The organism is Pedobacter chinensis, from assembly GCF_003339865.1.
Lineage (GTDB): Bacteria > Bacteroidota > Bacteroidia > Sphingobacteriales > Sphingobacteriaceae > Pedobacter > Pedobacter chinensis.
The window spans coordinates 191,281-213,047 of sequence record NZ_QPKV01000008.1 but is presented as its reverse complement, the minus strand read 5'-3'; the positions used below and the strand labels follow the sequence as shown (position 1 = coordinate 213,047).

Sequence of the window (21,767 nt, the reverse complement as noted above, 5' to 3'; positions counted from 1 at the left end):
ATCATGGAAAAGAAAGCACATCAATATAAGCTTACGCTCGAATACCTGAAAAACATCAAAGGCGAAAACATGGATGTTCCTCCGATGGAAATCTTATTTGAAAATCATGATGACATTTTTGCCATTATAGAACGGCAGCAAACCAGAAATCTTTTTGGCAACACTGACCAGGTCAAAGAATTTGCACTCGGGCTCAAATTGTTTAGTGAAGTGATGCTCAAAAACAGGAACAATCCATTGTTTGATGAACTGGCACCAGCATTTGGTGCTTTCATGAAAAAGTTGAAAGGGGGTAGCTTTAGATGAGCATCATCACCGCTAAATTGTGTGTTCGTGGTGCAGCTGGTGTAAAATGATTTTGTAGATTTACATGCGTGAGTCATAGCCATCTGAAGATCAGTTTAAAGCCACTTGTTCATCAGTTGTTGTAAAGTGTCTTTGTATTGTTCTCCAATGGTAATTTCAATTTCCCCGATCCATACGCTGTTCTTTGTAATGGCACTGATCTTGTCAAACGCCACGATAAATGATCGCTGAACACGCATGAAGCGATCTGATGGCAATTTCTCATCCAAAGATTTTAGCGTTGCCAACGTAAGAACAGGCTTTTCAGAATTGTTGAGATAAATCTTCACATAATCCTTCAGCCCTTCGATATACCTGATGTCATCCCAGGAGATCTTGAGCAACTGATAGTCTACTCTGACAAACAGGCACTCATCCTGAAGGGGACGACTTGGTGTCTGAATGGCATTCAACTGCTGATAATAAGTAAGTGCTTTCCGGGCCGATCTCAAAAAATCATCATATTCAAAAGGCTTTAGCAAATAGTCCAGCGCTTCCACCTGATAACTTTCAAAAGCAAATTGATTGTAGGCGGTTGTAAACACAATCTTTGGTCTGTTTTCTTCCGGAAGCTGGTGGAGCATTTTTGCAATTTCAATCCCGTTTAGCTTTGGCATCTGAATATCAAGGAAAATCAAATGGAGCTGTTCTGTTGCAAAGAATGTAAGAGCCTCCTGAGCACTTGAATGAGTGTGAACAAGGTTCAAAAATGGGGTCACCTCTACAAAAGCATTCAATAGCCCTAAAGCAAGCGGCTCATCATCAACGGTTGCGCAATTCAGTATCATGTCAAATTAATTTGGAGATTCAGGTGGTACTCGTTCTCTAATGGATCGACTTTCGTGCCGAGCACATGCTTGTGCGGATAAAGCAGCTCCAACCTTCTTTTGGTATTGGCCATTCCAATCCCCGCTTCTGCGTAATCATCTTTGCTGACACCTGTCCTGTCTATGATCTTATTTCTGGTTGTCAGTGTCAGGCTTTCCGTGCTTACCGTGATAATGATCGTGATGGTCACCGGTTCAATATCATCAATCCCGTGCTTGAACGCATTTTCCACAAAAGGTAGCAGCAGCATTGGTGCAATGTAAAGATCATCGTTTTTTTCGGGAGTGGGAAAAATAACAATGGTATTGCTGTTTACCCGGAGCTTCATGATGTTGACATAATCTATGATGAAGGACAGTTCTTTCTCTAGGGTGACCTTGTTCTGCTGGGTTTCATACAATAGGTAGCGCATCATGCGGGAAAGCTTATATAAGACCTTTCTCGATGCTTCCACATCAGTGTAAGTCAGTGCATAAATACTATTAAGGGTATTGAAGAAGAAATGCGGATGAATCTGTGCTTTTAGAAAGGAGAGCTCGCTTTTCGTTCTTTGGCTCTCATAATCTTCCCGGTTGCGTTTTTCCTGGCCCCACTTATCGATTATGGCAATGCTTGTGCTTATGCCCAACACGAACAAGGTGGTCAACAGACCGAAAAAATCGATAAAGGGATTGGACCACATCTTCTTGCCAAAAGCATTTTCCATCTGTTCTGCAATGCCAAGCCAACTATCGACCAGCTTTAATGAAAAGCTGGAAAGCAGAACGAACATGGTGATGCTCAGGCCGTACTGGCCAAACTTGCTTTTGAACAAGAACTTAGGTATGAGATAATAAGCATTTGTGTAATAAGCGGTGAACATCAATAAAATATGAACAATCTGCTTGATGAGAAAATCTGCAGGAGGTTTGATTTGTCTATGTAGCATCGGCGGATAGATAAACAAAATAAAAGTTATCAACGACCATACCAATAGATGGATGAGGATTCTGGCCAGTTTATCCCTGGAATTCAAAAACATTTGCAAAGATAATCAGTCCGCTTGGCATTAAAAGCCAATAATCGTCGTTCTGGCAAAAAACATCGACGATCTGGTTGCGGTTTATTATTTTTTATTTCGCGAGCTATTGACGTGAAGATTACCGACGAAGAAAGCTTAAGTTGTTCTACCGCAAAAAGAGAAAATCCACATAATGACTATTAAAAAAGTTTAACCTATCCGTGATACATGCCCCTATATTTTATGCCTGTTTGTAAAAGCCCTCGCAAATTTTTTCTATTAGCTAATACGAAAGTACCAAAAGGGTAATTTCCATATAGTCAATTTTGACCTCGAAGAAGTGATCGGAGGAAGTGGACGTGGAAAGTGGGAAAAGGTCATTAAGGCATGGCAGCCTGTTCAGTGGTATAGACGGTTTTGATCTGACGGCAGAATGGATGAGATGGAAAAATGTTTTCCAATGCGAGTTAAATCCGTTCTGCCAACGGGTATTAGCATATTACTACCCCAAAGCAAAGAGTTGTGAGGACATCAAAAAAACAGATTTTAGGCCACACAGGGAAAAGATCGATATCTTTGCTGGGGGATTCCCGACAACCATAACAGCGTGGCGGGGAAACGGCTCGGCAGAGAACGATGACCGCCGCCTCTGGCCCGATATACTTAGGGCAGTTCGCGAGATCAGGCTGACATGGGTTGTGGCAGAGAACGTTCTCGGAATTGTTAATTGTCACGGCAGCGCAAAGCAAATATTCTTTATTTGAGCGCACGGTGGAGGAATGCGGCGTACTGAACACGCTTACTGAACTTGGCATAGGTTTCGTTGCCTATTCGCCGCTGGGTCACGGATTCTTATCGGGCCAGATCCATAGTATAGATGATCTGCCCGAAAAAGATTTCCGCCGGGCTATTCCCCGTTTCCAGGAGACGCATTTTTATAAGAATATCGAACTGGTAAAGGCAATGGAAGAACTGGCAAAGCAAAAGGATGTTACCTCATCGCAATTAAATGGTATCTGCGAGTCTTTGAAGATCTGTGAGATTAAAAATTCACTTAATCAGAACTATTTCACACCCTTTTCTTTCGTGAAAAAAGTGCATGATTCCGGGAATGGTGAAAAGATCCAAAACATGAATTTGAAATTGGCGGATTGGATAATTAAGATAAAGCAGTCAGTCCCAATAAAGTCAGAACTTATTAAATTGATCAGAGCTATCACTACTTTCTTAGGTATGGTTGAAAAAACAACAAAAAAAATCCAATTAAAGAAGTTGCAAGTCGAAAAAGATCTTTTCGGGCATCTGTGGAGTTGCGCTCGGCGCAGGCTTTGGGCTTACTTTTATGAACGGAATACCTGACTTGGTTAGTCTTTTGTTTTACATGATTGCATACTTTTTTGGTGGTTTCTTCACTGCTAAAGAAGCCATAGAAATAATATTGAAGGGCGGTTTTGAGATTGATTTCTTGATGCTGATCGCAGCTGTTGGGGCGGCGATACTTGGCGCATGGGTAGAAGGAGCGTTACTCCTCTTCCTTTTCAGTCTCGGTCACTCCCTCGAGCACTATGAAGCTCAGAAACTTCAATAATTTATGCGAAGCTTACCGGGGAATCGTGATTCTCCTTTTATAACCTATTCACGATGGGAAAGGGAACCGAACATTATATATGGGGGTTAATAACAACTGATAATTGGACCATATGGCATGATGAACTCCTCCTGATTATGTGGTATTAACAGAGTTAAAAGGGTAAGGTGTTAAGCAATTTCGGGTTAATGATTTGCAATGTTAAAAAAATGTATGCGATGGGAATTGTTTTTTAAGCAAAGCTGTATTACCTTCGGTCTTTATCGGGATGTAGCGTAGCCAGGTATCGCGCCAGCATGGGGTGCTGGAGGTCGGAAGTTCGAATCTTCTCATCCCGACTAAAAGAAGACCATGTTCTTTATTTTTCAAATCAGACCGTGAATCGTTATCTGGATCAGAATCTGATATTTTTTACAGTGAAATGGACCGGTAAAATTCCTGTTTTATGCTCTGGTGCATTCGGATATATGGCCTAACCCATATATCCGAATGTTTTTTTATCGGTTACCAGGGAAGCTCGCCTTCTTCACCGAAAAATTTTCCTGTCGGACCATTCTCATCCAACACGGCGTATTTTGCAAGGTTGATACAGTTTTTGGCTGATGATCCAAATTTGAAAATATATCTCCTCACTACAATAATCGATTACTTCTTGTTGTGATCCCATCAAAAGAACCCTTCACACAATTAAAAAATCATATTGGAATTACTGATCGTCAATTACCCGTTGATTTTTTATAATCGACACCCCGAAGGTGAAAGTGATCAATTCCGAAATTCTAACAACCAAAACAAGAAACCTAAAAACAGTGACGAAGGGCGCATAACTTAAATTTCAATGAATGAATATAAAGACGTGATTTCTTTGCGGTAAGGGAAAAGCCTTGACATGGACCAGCAACCATTACAGAGGATTATCCAACCCGGGAAATTCAGGTAGTTTAAAACATTTGCCTATTTTAGTGTAATGGAACCTATTTCACTTTCCAAATCTCAAGCGCGAAAGATTATACTGAATGCGGCAGGCCTCGCTAAATCCGCCCAGTTCGGTTTGGGAATCGAGGCAGTTTATAAACTGATCGATCATCTTGGCTTTGTGCAGCTTGATACCAATTACGTCGTGGAACGGGCGCACCACCATGTGTTATTTGCAAGGATCCCAGATTATGAGCCCGGCTGGCTATCAGCGCTTTGCGGGGATGGGCGGGTGTTCGAGTATTTCACTTCAGATGCTGGATATCTGCCGATGAAGGATTTTCGGTTTTCTCTTCCTGTGAAGGAAGCCTTTGCCTCCCAGGGTAAGCCGCTGGAGAAATCACTGACAAATCTCATGCAACAAATAATGGATCAAGTGGAACGTGACGGACCGGTAATGGTCGGGGATTTTGAAAACGACAGGGTAGAAGCCAGTTCAGGCTGGTGGGACTGGCGCCCTGCAAAGGTAGCGCTGGAAAGGCTATACCTTGAGGGAAGACTGATGATCAGCCGCGACAGCAAGTTCCATAAGCGCTATGATGTGCCACTTAACCTGGTGCCGCAGGAAACTGATCTGACCATGCCGACAGCCGAAGAGTTTGCAAGGTTCATTGTCTTAAGGATTTTAGGGGCACTGGGGATTTGTTCGGTAAAGGAAATGGCATGGAGAGCAAGGAGGGTAAAGGGCAATCTGGTAAAATCTGAACTTGAGAAAATGGTAAAGGAGGGGGAGGTAAAACGCGTCAGTGTAGAAGGGGTAAGAGGCTCGCTGTATATGTTGCCTGAACAAAATATTGAAGTTGAAATAACAGGTGGTGTTTTCATCCTTTCTCCCTTTGATATATTGAATGTTTTCCGCCATAGGCTCAGGGATTTCTTTGGATTTGATTACCAGATCGAATGCTTCGTACCAGCACCCAAGCGGCTTTATGGTTATTTCTCGCTTCCTGTACTGGCAGGAGAAATCTTTATCGCCAGGATGGATGCTAAGGCCGATCGAAAAAAGAAAGTGCTGATCGTGCACAATCTCCATTTTGAGCAGGTTGAGCTTAGTGGTGAGGTCCTCGGAAAGTTTATCGATGCGTTAAAGGCATTCGTAGAATTTAACCAGTGCCACGATATTGAATTCGGCAGATCCAATGATCAGGGCCGTCTTGACACGATCAAAAAAGGTTTCGGAAGATAGGTGCCTGTCCCGAACGCCCCTTGAGATTGTCCGTTTACCACCGCGGAAATATAAGGAGAGATGGGTAGGTTTGATCGAATCAAAAAACCGGATATTCATTTAGCCCCGAAACATATGAAACTTAAAAGTTTAACATTCGCACTATTGATCATGACAAGCCAGTTTGCTCAAGCACAGGTAAGCCAGGCCGACATTGTAAAGGAATGGGAACGCTCAAAGGCCTATACCAAAGAATATTTGGACGCGATGCCCGAGGCCAGCTACGTGCTAAGACCGACAAAGGAGATGCGGTCTTTTGCCGAGCAGATGCTGCACCTTGCTGATGCCAACTATGGACTGGCTTCACTTGCAATGGGCGTGAAAAGCCCATCGGCTCCCGGGGAACTTGAGAAATCCAGTGATAAAACTAAGGCGAATGTGGTAAAGATTGTAATGACCAGCTATGACTTTGTGATCGAAAACGCAGGCAGGATGAGCCCGGTGCAGCTTGCAGAAAAAGTAAAGCTTTTCGGCCGGTTCGAAATGAACAAGGAAATCGCGCTATGGAAAGTGCTGGAGCACCAGGCACACCACAGGGGGCAGACCACGGTCTATTTAAGGCTGGCAGAAGTTACCCCTCCACAGGAGAAACTGTTCTAAGAAATTCTAGTGTTCTTGCCACTGATTGGCTCCTTTCTCGTTCGTTAGAATTTGCCAAACATATTGATTTAGGATTAAGCGCAAGAGAAACAAAAACAATGGACAGTTTATCATCACGATTCCTCTTCTATGAACTACAGAAATGGCTGCCTGATCGCTTGCTTGGAAATTCAATAAAGAATAAATAAATTAGGGCATGAGAACGAAGTTGTTTTTATCGCTGGTGTTAATGGGTTTTTACGGCTTTGCGCAAGACAGGTTCACTTTGACAGGGCACGGTAATGGGTTCCGCGAGGGAGATAAGATCTTTCTTTCCTACCCATCATCCAAGGGCTTTACTGATGACTCGGTAACTGTTCATGATAAAAGATTCCAATTTTCAGGCACTGTGTCTGCTCCTGTCAAGGCAAGTCTTTACCGCAACCAGAATCCAAAATATGCTAATATCGTGTACGATGCGGCGACGGTATATCTGGAGAAAGGCAATATCATATTGAACTCTCCTGACACGCTCCGCCATTCCATGAACAGCGGCACGCCCCTCAACAGGGATTACGCTGTGCTCAAAAGAACACTTCAGCCCTATTTTGAAAAAATGCTTACCCTGCGGGACCCTTCCGAGCTTAGCGAAGAAGAGAAAAAAGACACGGCCCTGGTTGTCCGGTTGAAACGGGAATATCATTCTCATCTGGACTCGATGGTTCCGGTACAATTCGCGTTTATCAATCAGCATCCTTATTCCTATGTGAGCCTGGTAACTTTGAGGGACCTCATCAGGGACAGCCGCTGGCTCAAAGATGTGGAAAGCAGTTTTAATGGACTTTCGTCCGAACTCAAATCTTCAGATTTGGGAAAGAGCATAAGCCAAAAAATTCAGTTGGGAAAGAAAGTAAGTGTGGGCATGCCCGCAAGGGATTTTGCCCAACCGGACATGAATGGAAAAGTGGTAAAACTCTCTGATTTCAGGGGGAAATTTGTTCTTCTGGATTTCTGGGCTTCATGGTGCGGTCCCTGCCGTTTGGAAAACCCCAACGTTTTGTCGGCCTATAACAAATACAAGAACCGTGGTCTTGTGGTGCTCAGCGTATCAATCGATGAGGCAAAGGACAAGGACAAATGGTTGAAAGCGATTAAAGAGGATGGGTTGACCTGGCCACAGCTGTCCGATCTCAAAGGGAATGAAAATCTGCCTTACAAGCTTTACGGCATTACTACGATCCCGGCGAACCTATTGATCTCTCCTGATGGGATCGTCATAGAAAAAGACTTGAAAAGAGAAGCATTACATGAAAAACTAGCCAATCTGCTCAAATAACCACAATGTTTTTATGGCTTTTTTAGCACAAAAATCTCAAAACAGTTGTCCCATGTTCAAGCTCAGTTTTTGAGATCATTTTCTTTTGATCTCCAAAAGTTGCGAACAGGTACATACCTGGGGCAACATTTTTTTGTTAAACCGTTGATCGCGCTTCCAATGTGATAATGGTAATTTGTTTTACAAGCTTATGCTATTCAAATCTAATATCATCCACCCAGTAAAACAAATCATATCTGTAAGTGGCTTGCGATCATTTGTTACATCCTTAATCTTGTAGCGGCTTAATAAGCGAGATGTTGGTTTTGTATTTTCAGGTTTGTTCGAAGAAAACTTATTGGCCGCTTCAACCGTTAATTAAAGGACTTAATTTTTTAGGTATGTCAGCTCAACGAAAAGAACTATTGATCAAGGCAAATGAAGCCATCAGCACTGGTGACCATGAAGGTTTTCTGGAATTCTGCACCGAAGACACCGTTTGGGAATTTATCGGTGATAAGGTATTGGAAGGAAAACAATCGGTCAGGGAATACATGGCAGAAAACTATCATGAGCCCCCGAAATTCAATGTGATCGATCTGATTGCTGAAGGCGACCTGCTGACCGCGGTCGGAGAGATTTCGATAAAGGACAAAAACGGCACTGTGCTGCATTATGACTACTGCGATGTCTGGCGTTTTGCTGGCGATAAGCTTGCGGGATTACGGGCTTTTGTGGTAGCGAAACAGAAGTAGTGATTTCCTTTTACTGTTTTTTTCTGATGAGCTCCCGGTGCTGTTGGCCCCAGTTTGCCATGGCGGTGATAACGGGCTTTACGGTTCGTCCATAAGCGGTAAGCTCGTATTCTACGGTAATGGGCTTGGTCTGCCGAACGGTGCGTTTGACGAGTTGATTGGTTTCCAGGTCCTGAAGTTCCTTGGAGAGCATTTTGGCGGCGATGCCCTCAATGCTTGAAAGGAGTTCGCCGAAGCGTTTTTTTCCAAAGATCAGTTCACCGATGATTCGGATCTTCCATTTTCCGGACAGGATGTCCATAGTGTCGCTGATGGCGCGGTGATGGGCGCTACAGGTAACAGGGCTGAGTTGTTGCTCTTCTTTTGTCATTTTCATTGGGTTGGTTTCCTGAAGGAAACTACTTTCTTGTGGTAAACCAGTTACAAAAGTAAACTAATCCTTTGATAGTTTTGGGGCTTAATTATTTTTTATGAAAGCAACGAAGATCATCTATTGGATTTCAACCGGCCTTGTAGTGGCTGGTATGACACTATCCTTTTTCAATTATCTGTTCAACCCGGTCATGGTGGCCGGTTATGCACATATTGGATTTCCCGACTGGTTCCGTGTCGAGCTGGGGATCGCAAAACTTCTGGGGGCACTGGCCCTTGGGATTCCATCTGTTCCCGCCCGGGTTAAGGAATGGGCGTATGCCTGTTTTTTCGTCAATTTCTTTTCTGCGTTCTTTGCGCATTATTTTGCAGGAGACCCCATTAGCAACCTGATTGCTCCAATCGTGATGCTGGCCATTCTGGTGGTTTCCTATGTATCGAGAGAAAAGTTGTCAAAGTTCGCAACACTTTCCGAGGGGAAATAAGAGGGTGCCGGACCGGATACGGTTTGGTCATATTAACTTTTCTCGTGGCATTTCTTAAGAAAAGTTGATTGTTTGTGCTGCTAAACCCTTTGGTGCTTTCAGGTAATGAAAGAAACGATTGCAGGTTCAAGAGGGATCTCAATGTCATTAAGTTAAGGCAATCGCCGTCAGTTTGAGTGATAATTTCATTTTGCTTCGCAGCTACTTTGTGGTCATGAAAATCAATAACATTGAAATTCTTCAGGTATTTCCCGCAGATGCCGCTGATTTGCGCAGAAAAAATAAAATTCGCGTAATCTTTTTAAATCTGCGGGGGTATTCTCTTTAAATTTAAGTTAAAATTATGATTAACAAAGAGTTATAAAAACATATCGATGGTAGTATAGCCGAAGGACAATTCTTTTTAGTTTTCGACGATAACAAGGCCTTCGACTACGATCAGACTGACACAATTGTGCTTAACTTAACGTGAATTCAAATCCTTCGGACTTCAAATAACCACGATGTGTTGGAATTATGCTGGAAAGTGCATCAATAAACAGTTACAAAACCCTGAAAGGGTAACATATCCTGATGTTGAACTTACCCCGGACTGAAGATGGCGGCCGGGATTTTTAGTGGATCAGTTGTTTCCGAACCAAATGAACCCTTGGTTTGTTGCTCTGGTATAAAACGTTTTGGTTATGCAACAACAAGTGCTTTTTATTCATGGAGGGGATGAGGACGGCTATCATGCAGATCTGGCGATGAGGGATTCGCTGGCAAACGAATTGGGCGAAGGTTTTAAGGTTAATTATCCGCAGATGCCTGGAAATGAGGATTCTCCGGATTTTGGCTGGCTGGATAAGATCGGTACAGAACTTGGAAAGCTTGGTAAGGGCGCCATACTGATAGGGCATTCTCTGGGAGGTTCAATGCTGCTGAAATACCTGTCTGAACGGAAGCTGTTAGGCAAAATTGCCGGGGTTTTTCTTTTAGCACCGCCCTTTTGGGCAGGGGATGAAGATTGGTTACAGGGACTGAAATTGAAAAAGGGATTTGGAGCAAAACTGCCCAAAGGTGTTCCGTTCAATTTTTATCATTGCACGGATGATGATGTGGTCAGTTTTGGCCACCTGGAGAAATATCGGAAGAATGTTGCTGATGCAATTTTTATCGAACTGGAAAAGGGTGGTCATCAGTTTGAGGACAACATGGGCAGGGTGGCAGCTGATATTAAAAATCTTTTTGAACAGCTTATTTGACTTCTGGTCTTTTAGACTGCCTTGACTAGGAAGCGGATCAACTTTTAATCTATTTCGCTTTTAAAGCGGATTTTTTTGTTGGGGATTTGGATGGCCCTGGCCCGCCTGTTTTGGAGCGCTTGCTTGTAGGTCTTTTGGCCTGCGTTTTCTTCTTCCTTGCATTTTTCAGCCGATATTCCAGCAGATAGAGCCTGGTTTGCCATTTTTCCAATATGGAATCTCCACGGCGGGGCAGTCCATTTGGTTCCAGGAGCCCCAAAACCTTTGCCAGTTCACGGGTGCTGTCTACCTTGGCCCTGTTTGTGGTTAGCCAGTCCTGTTGCTGTGCCTCGATTGCTTTTTTGTATTCAATAATGGCCATTCTGATAAGTTTTACCTCATCTTCTTTTGTTTTTGATTTGCGGTAAAGCACCATTTGCCTGTTCCAGGCGTGGGAGTTTGACGGGTCGGTGTAAACGGCTTTCTGGTACAGTTTTGTTGCGCTGGCCAGGTCTCCGGATTTTTCAAGATCAAGCGCTGCATCAAAAAGCTGTTTGGACTTTATGTTCTTTCTTTTGGCCATTTAACACTTTGGAACAATTTGACGGCGCTATTGTTTTGAGTGGCCAGCGCGGCCAGGCAGAAAATCAACCATTCCTTGTTTAAATAAGACTTTCTGATTGGGGTTGCCGTTTCATACCAACCAGCTGCGTTGTTCTGAGGGGATATGGCAGCATTCGTTTTGAACGATCTAATACACATAACTTGATTTGAAGATGTCCATTCTGTGAAATAATAAAACATTATAAATGTGTAATCACACTTGAGTGAGGCAAAAGCATTAACGAATCATTATCCTTTACTTGCCCATTGCAGGCAGTTCTTTATTCTATGGCTCAGTTTCATTTTTTTAGTTGGTTAATTTGAAGTGATTATTCCTTAAATTAGCATATCTCAGCGGGGTTTAATTATGGGTAACGTAATGAAAAGAATGCTGATTGAATGCAAATTGTTAGGGCCAGCAGTATGTAAATGGGGCTCAGCATAAGAGATATGATGTCTGCAAAAACCGCCATGAATATAAAATGCCCCCAGCATCCGGATGGAAAAGCTTAATGTGTCTTTGCATTTGAATAGATGTAATTAATGGAAGTTTTAAAATAAATATAAAGTTTTGTATACTGAAATCAATAAAAACGTTACCCGTTATGTTTCTTTTAACGAGGATGAACTGTCAATATTCAATCAATTGTTGAAACACAGATCTATCGCAAAAAGAAAACTCATGCTCAGGGCGGGAGAGACCTGTAACTTTGAAGGATTTGTGGTAAAAGGCTGCCTGCGCAAATATTATCTTGACGAAAATGGTAACGAAGTGATTATCCAGTTTGCCGTTGAGGATAACTGGATAAGTGATATTGCCAGTTTTGCAGACCAACAACCTGGAAATCTCTTTATTGAAACCCTGGAGGAATCGGAAATTTTATACCTTAACCACCAGGCCAAAGAGGAACTGTTGGCTCGGGTTCCGAGGTTTGAGCGGTTTTACAGGAAACTAGTTGAACGCAACATCTCCGTATTGCATAACAGACTGCATTTTAGCATCTCCAAAACGGCACAAGAAAAGTATATTGACTTTTTGGAACATTATCCAACCATTCCACAACGGGTGGCCCAGCACTATATCGCCTCGTATTTGGGCATGTCGGCCGAATTTCTCAGCAAGGTCAGGAAAAAGATGATCAAAGATTAAGTTAAAAAGGGCAATTGCATTACTGCAATCCCCCTCTAACTATATAAACATGAAGAAATTTATAGGGTAATAAATATGCTTGAACGAACTTGTGGCCTGAGATTTCTGGTACGGTGTCCCTTTCCCCAGGTATCTTCAACCAATAATACTTCTCCTGCGAAAAAACTACGTTTTTCCCCTGTGGAAGTTTCAATCTCAATGGCCCCATCGAGAAGAATAATGTACTGTTTGGCAGGTGCGCAGTGAAAATCATAGTTGTAAGATGACTTCACTTTTCTGAAAATAACGCTATCGGCATTTTGTGCTTCGGAAAGCAGGCCTATTTCTCCGCTTTCGTTCAATGGAATGTTGATGTCTTGAAAATGACTTTCTCCCTCAGAATCTGTAAATATTCTGGTAATCTTAAATGTTTCCATTAACTGAAGTTTTTGCCGAACCATTCTACCGCCAGATTAATGTCTTCACTGGTTAGGTTGTGGCCCGAGTTTAAAATATGATGTGCTGTTTGGTAACCGTGATCACGGAGTGACGCCACGTAACCTTCGGTGGCAGCTCCGTCTACAGTTGGATCAAATCTTCCGGAACTTAAAAATACAGGTTTTGCAGCTTTAGACCGATATTCAGGCAGTTGTTGATAAGGCTGCATTGGTCTGAACAAAATTGCACCGTTTAAGAAATCGGGATAGTTGACTAATAAGGCACCAGCTATGTTTGCCCCGTTCGAGTAGCCTAGTGCAATGATTTTCTTTAAGTCAAACCTTTCTTTGGAGGAAACTTCCGTTAAGAAGCTGACCAACTCAGCAGTTCTGAAAAGAAGATCCTGCTCATCAAAAACACCCATTCCCAAACGCTTGAAAAAACGTGGCATTCCGTTTTCCGAAACATTCCCCCTAACCGATAACACATTGATGTTGCTGCCGAATTTTATTGCCAATGGAAGCAGATCCATTTCGTTGCCCCCCGTTCCGTGCAATAGCAATAAAGTGCTTGCATTTGCTATTTGGGCTGGCTGATAAATATATTTTAATGGTTGATATTCCATGATAATTCTCCTTAATCTAATATTGCCAGGTGCTTAATAATTTCCTCTCTTTGTTCTTCGTATTGTAGGGGTAGCTTTAGGTTTTTGCCAAGTTCCTGTAGCGGTTCATCAACAGTAAAACCCGGATTTTCGGTTGCGATTTCGAAAAGTACGCCACCAGGTTCCCTAAAGTATAATGAATGGAAATAATTTCTGTCGATTTGTGGGGTAATACCCAGACCTAGTTCTACAATCTTTTTACGAAATTCCATTAGTACTTCATCGTTTTTTACTCTGAAAGCCACATGATGTATTGTTCCATTTGCATTGAAACCTCTTTTTTCACTTTCTATCTCTACCAGATCGACAATCGAAGCATTGGCAACCGCTTTGGTGATATATCTGCTTCTATTACCTTCTTTTGCTACAAATTCATAACCAAAAACCTTAGTCAGGATATTTGCTGTTGCTGTTATATTGTTCAAAGTTAAAGTGATATGATGAAAACCTCTTGTTGCAATAGCCGCTTTTACCTGATCTGTTTCCCAAGGTGTCCTGTCATCTTGCTTCACTTCAGTGAGTTCGAGTTTCAGCCCATCCGGATCCAGGAAAGTAAGGTAGCGTTCCCCAAATTTTATAGCTGGTTTATTATAGGTAACGTTATTGGCCTCAAACCGCTCGATCCATTTTTCCAGGCTTCCTTCTGGTACCGAGTAACCAATCTCTGTTGCCATGCCAGCACCTTTTCTGCCCTGTTGGATTTCATCGCCCCATGGGAAAAAAGTCAGGATTGTACCCGCGCTACCCTTTTCGTCGCCAAAATAAAAATGATAGGTATAGGGATCGTCAAAGTTGACAGTTTTTTTGATGAAACGCAGACCGATCACTTTGGTGTAGAAGTCGAAGTTTCTTTTTGCATTTCCGGCAATCGCAGTAATGTGATGAATGCCTAATATTTGATTTTTCATGTTCTTGTTATTTTATGATACAAATTTAGGACGCCGAGGCAACCCCGGCATTGAACTAGTTCAAGAAATGAACTTGCCTGATTAGGGAAAATACCCGCTGTTAGCCTAAGATCTAATGTAGTGATGGCCTGCCCGAATATTCATTTCGCTGGCAGTGATGAATGAGGAAGACTTGTATGATAGTCTTCTGCTGCCCGGTTTCCGATGCCTTTTTTTGTTTCTTGTCTGTCTTTCTGAATACAACTTTCATAAACAAGGGTTGTGAAAAGGATAATAATGGCGGAAAAAAGATTGATTTTTGTTTTCATGGTCTTAATTCGGTTGGAGATAACCTTTTTTAAAATTTCAATTGTATGGTTGCACCTGTGAGCAGGATATTTTTGCCTTTGCTCACATTTTCGAGATATGTTCCTGCTATAAACCAGGTGGCTTCTGTAGTTATTGATAAGTATGGACTGAGCCGATAGGAGAGATCGGCGGCCAGCTGTTGTCCGATAAACCTGCCATCCATGGTTTGTCCTTTATATAAGGTGTGAAGATTTGTTGCATAGATACCATCATTTTCACTATATCTCCAGAATAAATCGTAATCAACAGCCAGAACTATCTTTTGATTTAACTTAACCTCAAGATAAGGGTGCAAGTCCATTAGGTTTGATGGTCCGATCAGTGCAGCAAGACCAAAATATGCTCCTTTAGGATAAAGTGCATTAAATGTTTGGAGTTTATGATCCTTTGGATCATTGTCGCCCGAAATCACTTCGGCCTTTAATCCGATCTTAGGTTTGGCCTTTAATCCCGTAAAAGTATAGCTGCTGTTGGAAGAGAGGGTATAAGCGCTGATATCACTAGTTCCAAACTTTCCGAACTGATAAACGGCCTCGAAATCATATTGCCAATTTCCAGTTTCTTTCCAAACCCTGATTCCGGTGCTGTGTCTTAGTTCTCTTTGTGTGAAGTTCCCAAATTTAAAGTTCTTTTTCCAAATTCCAAGATAGTATAGATCAAGGTTATTGAGAAATCTTAAGTTGTGTAAAACAGTATAATTTCCCCAGAATTTAACATTTCTATTGATATTGTCGTCGAAAGAATTAGGCTTATTGGCCACTGGCAGAGTAAAAAAAGAGGAATTGTTTAATGATTTTTTAGCAAAAGTGATTTTTATCCCATCAAAAGCTTGTCGGTTATTTGGTCGTTCCCTTAACGATACCAAACGCTGCGAACCGTATTGCATTTCTTGCCTGCCAACGCTTAGCATCAGTTTATTTTCTTTATTGCGAATAAGGTTCATATCTATAAATGCCTGATGGAGATCCAAAGGGTTGTTGTCAACCGGGCTTGCATCTATTCTACTAAAGGCCAGGCTGCTCTGCAGCTGTAAAAACAGGCGAATGTTTTTTCGGTAATGAAGATCAAAGTGTAGGAGGCTACGGTTGAGCAGGTAGTTGTCATCATCTACTTGCTGGTCACCCCAACTTTCGTTCTGCACATTGAAATATTGGGTGCGGATTTCGCCACCAATTGTGGCATAAAAATCCTTTTTGCTATTCAGGGGAATAAACTTAATGGTCCTGTACCAATTTTTCAGGCTGTCATTTTTAAGATAGCTAAAATCATCCTCTGACCTAAGCGGCTTAAAAACTGGCTTGAGTTGTGCGAAAACTGGCAGGGCAATAACAAGTCCAATCAGTATCAGGGATAATTTTTTCATGGCCTGGAATACTTTGACTTAGAAAAAAAATAATCTAATGAAAAACGGCCCGGACCAACAGCTGCGATAAAAAGAAATGCTACGCTGAACATAAATGGAACATCCCTCACTATTAGGCTGTCATTGCCGTGAACCACAAAATAACCTGTTAAGGTAACTGCCAGAATAGGAATTGTTGCTATTCTGGTAAATAATCCAGCGATAATAAAGAGTGGAAAAACCAGGTTTGCGGAAACAGCAAATAGTTGGTTTAAAGTTTCGGGAATGTCCAATGGATTTGGAACAACTTCAGCAGCCACTGTTCCAATGCCAATCTTTTTTAAACCATGAACAACAATGAGCTCAAGCGATACGGCAATTCTGAAGATCAGGATTGCCTGGTTGTTCACTGTGGTCCAAAGGTCGGAATACATCGATTTAATTAAGATCTTTTTCATCTGTTAAATTTTAAGTTCGCAGATGATCAGAATAATAACCATTACTAATCATCTGGCTTTGTTGTTATTTGTGCTGATAACCTCCATAAAAGTTAACCGGACTCCATGCCGGAATGGCTTTTGGCAATGCTGGCGCGTATGATTCGAATTCCTGCGTTCCAAAAACAGGTTTGCCGTTCAGGATAGTAAGTTTTGCCTTCAGATCTTTTAGCTGATCGGCTGGTACGGTCAGGTAATCAGCTGATAAGATGACAAGGTCTGCCAGATAACCAGGCCTGATCATTCCCCTGTCTTTCTCCTGGTTAATCAGAGAAGCGCTTCCCTGGGTATAGATCTTTAATGCGGTAATGCGATCGAGTTGGTTTTGTTTAGAGGCAAATTCCAGTCCGCCAACAGATTTTCCGGTAACAAGCCAATAAATTCCGACCCATGGATTGTAGCTCGAAACGCGTGTGCCATCTGTACCAGCGCCAAGTTTAATGCCCATGTCGATCATCTGTTTCACAGGAGGTGTATTCAATGCGGCATCTTTGCCATATCTGGAGATGAATGTTTCGGCCTGAAATGCCATCCTATCCTGAATGGAAATACCACCACCAAGTTTTTTGATCCGTTGCAGGTTTTCTACAGACACAGTTTCGGCATGGTCAAAAAACCAGATCAAACCACTTAATGGTGTCTCTCTGTTCACTTCTTCAATTACGTTAAGAAACCTGCTTATGCTTTCGTTATAGGTAGCATGTAAGCGGAATGGCCACCTGTTTTTGACAAGCAAGCCGATAACCGATTTGAGCTGGGGCTCCATGGTTGGCAGCAGTTCGGGCCGTGGTTTGGTGAAGTTTTCAAAATCTCCTGCGGCAGCAACCAGGTTCTCTCCACCACCCTGTACATCATATTCGGTCGAATGATCGTCCTGATGTTTTCCAGGTTCATCAATCTCAACCATCTGGATCCATTTTTGATAATCCTGAAGTTCTGTTCCAGGTTTTTGTGCGAAAAGATAATAAGGTAGCCTCACGGTCAGTTCACCAGTTTTGGTAAGCAGATCGGTAATGGCATAATCATCCGGAAAATTTTGGAAACCACCACCTGCATCCATTACACTTGTTACACCAAGTGAGTTAAGTTCGGACATGAATAATTTTGTGGAATTGATTTTTTCCTGCTGACTGAGTTCCGGGAGTTTTGCCAGTGTAGAATAAAGAATGAAAGCATTGGGCTCGGCTACCAATAGCCCCGTTGGTTTTCCTTCGCTATCTTTCTGTATCAGTCCGCCAAGGGGATTAGGTGTATTTTCATCAATCCCCAATTTTTCAAGGCCTGATTTGTTAAGAAATGCCTGCCCGTATAAGTGGAGTACGAAAGCTGGGGTTTTACCTGTTGCGGCGTTGATTTCCTGAAGTGTAGGAAGCCTTTTTTCGGCAAACTGGTATTCAGACCAGCCACCAACCACGCGCACCCATTGTCCTTCCGGAGTACGTTCGGCCTGTTCCTTTAGCATTTCCAGCGCACGAGCCAGGGTTTTCACACCATCCCATCGAAGTTCAGTATTATAAAATCTTCCTCCTCTTATTACATGGAGATGAGAATCGTATAATCCCGGAATGATCGTATTTCCTTTGGCATCAATCAGTGTGGTGTTTTTGTTCCTGAACTTTAAAACCTCTTGGTTACTGCCCACAGCAATGATTTTGTTTCCGGCAATGGCAACTGCCTGCGCAGTGGTTTTCGAATCGTTCAAAGTAATCACCTTTGCATTTGTAAGAATTAAGTTGGCCTTTTGCTGAGCCATTACAAAATGCATTGAGAGCAGAATAACAATTAAAATTAGCGTAAATGGAGATTTCATTTGTTTATTTTTAATATTATTGAAAATGAAAAAGCAGGGTTTGGTTCCCTGCTTTTCAAAAGATTTAGTGTTTTAACATTTCTTGAGAATATTGGATGCCAATTCCATAAGCACCGCCATATTTTTTTACAAGATCTGTAACGGCTTTATAGGTTTCTCCTCTGGCCCAGTCGCGTTGAAGTTCCAGTAGATATTGTATCGAAGTAATCGGATGTGCACCGGCCTGAACCATACGGGTTACTGCCTGTTCGTGCGCTTCTTTGGAAACATCGCCACTGGCATCTGTGATTACATAAACAGTATAACCATCATTGATTGCAGAAAGTACTGGTCCTACAATACAAACACTTGTCCATAGGCCGCCCATTACTAAAGTTTTTTTGCCTTTTCCGGTTATTGCTTTGTAAGCATTGGCATCCTCCCAGGTATTCATCGTTGTACGATCGATGTAATTGGAAGTTGCCTTAGGATAAAATTCTGATAACTCGGGGAAAACCGGCCCACTGAAAGATTTTTCAGCAACCGTTGTTACAACTGTTGGAATCTTGAAGATCTTAGATGCTCCGGCAACAATTGCCGTATTTTGGCGCAATTGGTCTACCGTAATGCTTTGCAATGGAAATGCCATTTGGCTTTCATAATCAATCAATACCAGGGCGTGGTTTGTTGGTGTTAACAATAATGGACTGGCTTTTTGAGCGAAGCTGTTCAGTGAAGCGATGGCAACTAATGCCGATAAAATTAACTTTTTCATTTTTTTAATTTATTTGTGAATTGCTTTTAATTATATCCCAAAGTTGAGGTTGTAAAAAATGTTGTGCATTGAACTAGGACAAGAAAAATCATGTAGCTTATAAAAAGAAAGAACAGGTGATTCTAAGTTCCAGATAATTGATTTTCGCTGCTTATACCAGTATCTCTAAAGTTCGTAGAGCGTTCACACCTTGCACCTGCATCAATAAAAACTCTGTTTCCCAGAGGAATTGATAGCCAATCTGTGGTGCATAAAAATGAAGGCTGCGGATTGATCGAAATTCAGGTCTGATTTGTTTAGTACGAATAATACTTAACAAGATTAGTGCGTTGCTTTTTGAAGATAAAACCTGCGGATTTGAATAAAGACTGGTTAAGGACAATGTAAATAGGATTAGAGAAATTTTAATGTGGCCTTATGGCGTTAAAGCATAGCGCACATAGGTGTTGCTGAATAGCGTGGAACATGAAACTTCTTTTTGAGTTGTGTTTTTTGGATATTGTCCACACTGCACTCACTAATATGTTTTATGCTTGTTTTTGGGCTTCCGAAATAATCCTTGTTTAGACGTTCAGAAAATCTGCAAGCAAACTTGATCAATGAGGTTATGGGCCCAAACAAAAACCAGATTTATAAGACTGGAATGGATAATGAAATCGATTGTATTTATATTATCTTTGTGTTATCTCTATGCGTAGTTACCGTCCATATTCCGATAGCGAATTGGCATTCCTTTTGACTCAGGATGATGAGCAGGCTTTTACCGAAATTTACAACCGTTTTTATGGGCTGCTTTTCATTCATGCGAGTAAACGCTTAAACGATGAGGAGGAGGCAAAGGATTTACTGCATCAATTGTTCGAATCATTGTGGATAAAACGTTCTCAGGTAGCACCCGATGGCAACTTATCAGCTTATTTATATACCGCGGTACGTAACCGGGTTCTGGATGTGTTTGCACATCACAAGGTAGAAAGCAGATATGTGGAATCTTTACAGAACTATATCGATCAGGATCATATACAGACGGATTACCTGGTCCGTGAAAAGCAAATGAGCTTGCTCATTGAACAGGAAATAGATGCCCTGCCTCCAAAAATGCGTGAAGTATTTATTTTAAGCCGAAAAGAAAATAAATCTCATAAAGAAATTGCCCTTGAACTAGGTCTTTCTGAGTTAACTGTTAAAACACAAGTTAAAAAAGCACTAAGGATTCTTAAAACCAGATTGGGACTGGTTGTTTACGTCGCTTTCCTGTTAAAAACTTATCATTAAATTTTTTTTGCTTAATATTTAGAGCAAATTTCCATTGATTAAAGATGTTTTGAACGAAATTATCATAAAAAAATGATTTTCGATACCCCCATGGTGTACCCTTCGCCGTATATACATTAATCAGCCAAACTAAACTTCTTTCTTAATGGAGAAAAATGCGAAAAAGCTTCTAGATAAATTTCTTGCAGGCAATTGTACACCAGAGGAACGTGCTATTGTTGAAGACTGGTATCTTCAAATGCCTTCTGGAAAAGATGCTCCCAATCATTCTGCTATCGAATCCAGTAAAGCGGAAGTTTGGACCAGATTGAGTCCACGTGTAAGGTCAATAAAATTCGTTACTGTCAAACACTTTGCAATAGCTGCGAGTATTATTTTATGCCTTACAGTGGGGTTCTACTTTATGATAGATCGCAATACTTTGCCATTAACCACTACAACAGAATTAAAAGATATTCTTCCAGGTGGCCATAAAGCTATCTTGACCCTGGCCGATGGAACTGTGGTCGATTTGGATGATGCCAAAAATGGTCAGATTGCCAAACAGAATGGCATTGTAATCCGCAAGGATAAGAATGGACAGCTCGAATATATCATTAAAGAAATTCTAAATCCCCTGGTTACAGGCTCGAATACCATTAGCACACCCCGTGGCGGACAATACCAGGTTAGTTTGCCCGACGGCACAAAAGTTTGGCTCAATGCAGCTACTACATTAAAATATCCTTATGCATTTGCAAAAAACGAAAGAGCGGTAGAGCTGAGTGGAGAAGCCTACTTCGAGGTTTCCAAAGATCATACCCGTCCGTTCAGGGTAAAAACAGATGAGCAAACAGTCGAAGTTTTGGGTACTCATTTCAATATCAATGCTTATAAGAATGAAACTGCTGTTAAAACCACGCTGTTAGAAGGTGCTGTAAAAGTGAGCAATGCGTTAGGTAGTGTTAATCTTCATCCGGGTGAACAGTCAAGATTAAATAGCAGCACGGCTAAATTAATAGTCGATCAACAGATTGATATCGATAAAGAAATGGCCTGGAAGAATAATGTTTTCTCTTTTGATAACGATGATCTACAAACCATTATGCGGCAGATTTCGCGCTGGTATGATGTAGATGTGGTTTACGAGGGGAAAATTACATCTGAAAAATATGTGGGTGAAATCCCGCGAAGCAGCAATTTGGCAGAAGTATTTAAAATATTGGAACTTAACCACGTTCATATTGATATAAAAGGCAAGGTACTTACTGTATCCGGAAATTAAACAAGAATGGCTTTTCTTTAAACAGCCGCAAATCAACCAACCAAT

General features: G+C 41.7%; 25 protein-coding genes and 1 tRNA gene. 14 read left to right on the top strand and 12 right to left on the bottom strand.

All coding sequences use genetic code 11. The features are described 5' to 3' along the window. The first annotated feature begins 3 nt into the window (after positions 1-3). The gene (locus tag DU508_RS18685) at positions 4-306 is read left to right on the top strand and encodes a DUF3861 domain-containing protein (RefSeq protein WP_115404282.1); all 303 of its coding nucleotides are present in this window, start codon (positions 4-6) and stop codon (positions 304-306) included. A 95-nt stretch (positions 307-401) separates the two neighbouring features. Here the strand turns inward: DU508_RS18685 and DU508_RS18680 are convergent, their stop codons facing one another. Beyond that, complete coding sequence (locus tag DU508_RS18680) at positions 402-1,133, bottom strand: LytR/AlgR family response regulator transcription factor (protein ID WP_115404281.1); 732 nt, start codon at positions 1,131-1,133, stop codon at positions 402-404. After that, entirely contained in the window at positions 1,130-2,119 is a 990-nt protein-coding gene (locus DU508_RS18675; RefSeq protein WP_158542210.1) for a sensor histidine kinase, read from the bottom strand. The genes DU508_RS18680 and DU508_RS18675 overlap by 4 nt, the downstream gene beginning before the upstream one ends. A gap of 491 nt (positions 2,120-2,610) precedes the next feature. Between DU508_RS18675 and DU508_RS24360 the strand changes: the two genes are divergently transcribed. From DU508_RS24360 to DU508_RS18635, 8 genes are all read left to right on the top strand, one after another. Beyond that, positions 2,611-2,937 (top strand): DNA cytosine methyltransferase, encoded by a 327-nt coding sequence (locus DU508_RS24360; RefSeq protein WP_394341379.1) that lies wholly within the window; start codon positions 2,611-2,613, stop codon positions 2,935-2,937. Continuing rightward, entirely contained in the window at positions 2,894-3,532 is a 639-nt protein-coding gene (locus DU508_RS24140; protein WP_233509673.1) for an aldo/keto reductase, read from the top strand. The genes DU508_RS24360 and DU508_RS24140 overlap by 44 nt, the downstream gene beginning before the upstream one ends. Continuing rightward, positions 3,516-3,761, top strand: coding sequence for a hypothetical protein (locus tag DU508_RS18660; RefSeq protein ID WP_199562745.1), 246 nt, complete (start codon positions 3,516-3,518; stop codon positions 3,759-3,761). Before DU508_RS24140 ends, DU508_RS18660 begins: the two co-directional genes overlap by 17 nt. A gap of 264 nt (positions 3,762-4,025) precedes the next feature. Further along, positions 4,026-4,099 (top strand) — tRNA-Pro (locus tag DU508_RS18655). Positions 4,100-4,728: 629 nt separating this feature from the next. Then, on the top strand, positions 4,729-5,922 hold the full coding sequence (locus DU508_RS18650) for a winged helix-turn-helix domain-containing protein (protein ID WP_115404278.1): 1,194 nt from the start codon (positions 4,729-4,731) through the stop codon (positions 5,920-5,922). A gap of 114 nt (positions 5,923-6,036) precedes the next feature. Then, positions 6,037-6,561 carry a DinB family protein gene (locus DU508_RS18645; RefSeq protein ID WP_199562744.1) on the top strand — a complete coding sequence of 175 codons (525 nt, stop codon included), beginning with the start codon at positions 6,037-6,039 and terminating at the stop codon, positions 6,559-6,561. 196 nt (positions 6,562-6,757) lie between these two features. Beyond that, on the top strand, positions 6,758-7,876 hold the full coding sequence (locus DU508_RS18640; protein WP_115404277.1) for a TlpA disulfide reductase family protein: 1,119 nt from the start codon (positions 6,758-6,760) through the stop codon (positions 7,874-7,876). Between the two features lie 380 nt (positions 7,877-8,256). Further along, complete coding sequence (locus DU508_RS18635) at positions 8,257-8,610, top strand: nuclear transport factor 2 family protein (protein ID WP_115404300.1); 354 nt, start codon at positions 8,257-8,259, stop codon at positions 8,608-8,610. Positions 8,611-8,620: 10 nt separating this feature from the next. Here the strand turns inward: DU508_RS18635 and DU508_RS18630 are convergent, their stop codons facing one another. Next, positions 8,621-8,980: a winged helix-turn-helix transcriptional regulator gene (locus DU508_RS18630; protein ID WP_115404299.1), complete on the bottom strand. Its 360-nt coding sequence runs from the start codon at positions 8,978-8,980 to the stop codon at positions 8,621-8,623. A 100-nt stretch (positions 8,981-9,080) separates the two neighbouring features. Between DU508_RS18630 and DU508_RS18625 the strand changes: the two genes are divergently transcribed. Continuing rightward, positions 9,081-9,467, top strand: a complete 387-nt coding sequence (locus DU508_RS18625) for a DoxX family protein (RefSeq protein WP_115404276.1) — start codon at positions 9,081-9,083, stop codon at positions 9,465-9,467. Positions 9,468-10,150: 683 nt separating this feature from the next. Next, positions 10,151-10,711 carry an alpha/beta fold hydrolase gene (locus DU508_RS18620; protein WP_115404275.1) on the top strand — a complete coding sequence of 187 codons (561 nt, stop codon included), beginning with the start codon at positions 10,151-10,153 and terminating at the stop codon, positions 10,709-10,711. Between the two features lie 49 nt (positions 10,712-10,760). Here the strand turns inward: DU508_RS18620 and DU508_RS18615 are convergent, their stop codons facing one another. Next, positions 10,761-11,273 (bottom strand): tetratricopeptide repeat protein, encoded by a 513-nt coding sequence (locus DU508_RS18615; RefSeq protein ID WP_115404274.1) that lies wholly within the window; start codon positions 11,271-11,273, stop codon positions 10,761-10,763. 591 nt (positions 11,274-11,864) lie between these two features. On the opposite strand from DU508_RS18615, the gene DU508_RS18605 reads away from it, so the two are divergent. Further along, positions 11,865-12,443 carry a Crp/Fnr family transcriptional regulator gene (locus DU508_RS18605; RefSeq protein ID WP_115404272.1) on the top strand — a complete coding sequence of 193 codons (579 nt, stop codon included), beginning with the start codon at positions 11,865-11,867 and terminating at the stop codon, positions 12,441-12,443. A gap of 59 nt (positions 12,444-12,502) precedes the next feature. Here DU508_RS18605 and DU508_RS18600 read toward each other — a convergent pair whose 3' ends face one another. The 8 genes from DU508_RS18600 to DU508_RS18570 form a co-directional block, all read right to left on the bottom strand. After that, on the bottom strand, positions 12,503-12,859 hold the full coding sequence (locus DU508_RS18600) for a cupin domain-containing protein (protein ID WP_115404298.1): 357 nt from the start codon (positions 12,857-12,859) through the stop codon (positions 12,503-12,505). Continuing rightward, the gene (locus tag DU508_RS18595) at positions 12,859-13,485 is read right to left on the bottom strand and encodes an alpha/beta hydrolase (protein ID WP_115404271.1); all 627 of its coding nucleotides are present in this window, start codon (positions 13,483-13,485) and stop codon (positions 12,859-12,861) included. Before DU508_RS18595 ends, DU508_RS18600 begins: the two co-directional genes overlap by 1 nt. 11 nt (positions 13,486-13,496) lie before the next feature. Next, positions 13,497-14,432 carry a ring-cleaving dioxygenase gene (locus DU508_RS18590; RefSeq protein WP_115404270.1) on the bottom strand — a complete coding sequence of 312 codons (936 nt, stop codon included), beginning with the start codon at positions 14,430-14,432 and terminating at the stop codon, positions 13,497-13,499. Positions 14,433-14,572: 140 nt separating this feature from the next. After that, the gene (locus tag DU508_RS23915) at positions 14,573-14,740 is read right to left on the bottom strand and encodes a hypothetical protein (RefSeq protein ID WP_158542209.1); all 168 of its coding nucleotides are present in this window, start codon (positions 14,738-14,740) and stop codon (positions 14,573-14,575) included. 29 nt (positions 14,741-14,769) lie between these two features. Continuing rightward, positions 14,770-16,143 (bottom strand): alginate export family protein, encoded by a 1,374-nt coding sequence (locus DU508_RS18585; protein ID WP_115404269.1) that lies wholly within the window; start codon positions 16,141-16,143, stop codon positions 14,770-14,772. Continuing rightward, positions 16,140-16,580 (bottom strand): DoxX family protein, encoded by a 441-nt coding sequence (locus tag DU508_RS18580; RefSeq protein ID WP_115404268.1) that lies wholly within the window; start codon positions 16,578-16,580, stop codon positions 16,140-16,142. Before DU508_RS18580 ends, DU508_RS18585 begins: the two co-directional genes overlap by 4 nt. 64 nt (positions 16,581-16,644) lie before the next feature. Continuing rightward, entirely contained in the window at positions 16,645-18,429 is a 1,785-nt protein-coding gene (locus tag DU508_RS18575; RefSeq protein WP_115404267.1) for an amidohydrolase, read from the bottom strand. A gap of 64 nt (positions 18,430-18,493) precedes the next feature. After that, positions 18,494-19,183, bottom strand: a complete 690-nt coding sequence (locus tag DU508_RS18570; RefSeq protein ID WP_115404266.1) for a hydrolase — start codon at positions 19,181-19,183, stop codon at positions 18,494-18,496. Between the two features lie 690 nt (positions 19,184-19,873). Between DU508_RS18570 and DU508_RS18565 the strand changes: the two genes are divergently transcribed. Beyond that, a complete protein-coding gene (locus DU508_RS18565; RefSeq protein WP_115404265.1) occupies positions 19,874-20,458 on the top strand; it encodes an RNA polymerase sigma factor in 585 nt (194 codons plus the stop codon). A gap of 145 nt (positions 20,459-20,603) precedes the next feature. Beyond that, complete coding sequence (locus DU508_RS18560; RefSeq protein ID WP_115404264.1) at positions 20,604-21,722, top strand: FecR family protein; 1,119 nt, start codon at positions 20,604-20,606, stop codon at positions 21,720-21,722. The last annotated feature ends 45 nt before the right edge of the window (positions 21,723-21,767 follow it).

Coding starts and splice junctions, on each gene's coding strand:
- DU508_RS18585 (WP_115404269.1), bottom strand. CDS start 16,143: ATGAAAAAATTATCCCTGATACTGATTGGACTTGTTATTGCCCTGCCA.
- DU508_RS18560 (WP_115404264.1), top strand. CDS start 20,604: ATGGAGAAAAATGCGAAAAAGCTTCTAGATAAATTTCTTGCAGGCAAT.
- DU508_RS18660 (WP_199562745.1), top strand. CDS start 3,516: ATGAACGGAATACCTGACTTGGTTAGTCTTTTGTTTTACATGATTGCA.
- DU508_RS18620 (WP_115404275.1), top strand. CDS start 10,151: ATGCAACAACAAGTGCTTTTTATTCATGGAGGGGATGAGGACGGCTAT.
- DU508_RS18575 (WP_115404267.1), bottom strand. CDS start 18,429: ATGAAATCTCCATTTACGCTAATTTTAATTGTTATTCTGCTCTCAATG.
- DU508_RS18650 (WP_115404278.1), top strand. CDS start 4,729: ATGGAACCTATTTCACTTTCCAAATCTCAAGCGCGAAAGATTATACTG.
- DU508_RS18590 (WP_115404270.1), bottom strand. CDS start 14,432: ATGAAAAATCAAATATTAGGCATTCATCACATTACTGCGATTGCCGGA.
- DU508_RS18625 (WP_115404276.1), top strand. CDS start 9,081: ATGAAAGCAACGAAGATCATCTATTGGATTTCAACCGGCCTTGTAGTG.
- DU508_RS18570 (WP_115404266.1), bottom strand. CDS start 19,183: ATGAAAAAGTTAATTTTATCGGCATTAGTTGCCATCGCTTCACTGAAC.
- DU508_RS18640 (WP_115404277.1), top strand. CDS start 6,758: ATGAGAACGAAGTTGTTTTTATCGCTGGTGTTAATGGGTTTTTACGGC.
- DU508_RS18600 (WP_115404298.1), bottom strand. CDS start 12,859: ATGGAAACATTTAAGATTACCAGAATATTTACAGATTCTGAGGGAGAA.
- DU508_RS18685 (WP_115404282.1), top strand. CDS start 4: ATGGAAAAGAAAGCACATCAATATAAGCTTACGCTCGAATACCTGAAA.
- DU508_RS18615 (WP_115404274.1), bottom strand. CDS start 11,273: ATGGCCAAAAGAAAGAACATAAAGTCCAAACAGCTTTTTGATGCAGCG.
- DU508_RS18580 (WP_115404268.1), bottom strand. CDS start 16,580: ATGAAAAAGATCTTAATTAAATCGATGTATTCCGACCTTTGGACCACA.
- DU508_RS24360 (WP_394341379.1), top strand. CDS start 2,611: ATGAGATGGAAAAATGTTTTCCAATGCGAGTTAAATCCGTTCTGCCAA.
- DU508_RS18645 (WP_199562744.1), top strand. CDS start 6,037: ATGAAACTTAAAAGTTTAACATTCGCACTATTGATCATGACAAGCCAG.
- DU508_RS18635 (WP_115404300.1), top strand. CDS start 8,257: ATGTCAGCTCAACGAAAAGAACTATTGATCAAGGCAAATGAAGCCATC.
- DU508_RS23915 (WP_158542209.1), bottom strand. CDS start 14,740: ATGAAAACAAAAATCAATCTTTTTTCCGCCATTATTATCCTTTTCACA.
- DU508_RS18630 (WP_115404299.1), bottom strand. CDS start 8,980: ATGACAAAAGAAGAGCAACAACTCAGCCCTGTTACCTGTAGCGCCCAT.
- DU508_RS18595 (WP_115404271.1), bottom strand. CDS start 13,485: ATGGAATATCAACCATTAAAATATATTTATCAGCCAGCCCAAATAGCA.
- DU508_RS18680 (WP_115404281.1), bottom strand. CDS start 1,133: ATGATACTGAATTGCGCAACCGTTGATGATGAGCCGCTTGCTTTAGGG.
- DU508_RS18565 (WP_115404265.1), top strand. CDS start 19,874: ATGCGTAGTTACCGTCCATATTCCGATAGCGAATTGGCATTCCTTTTG.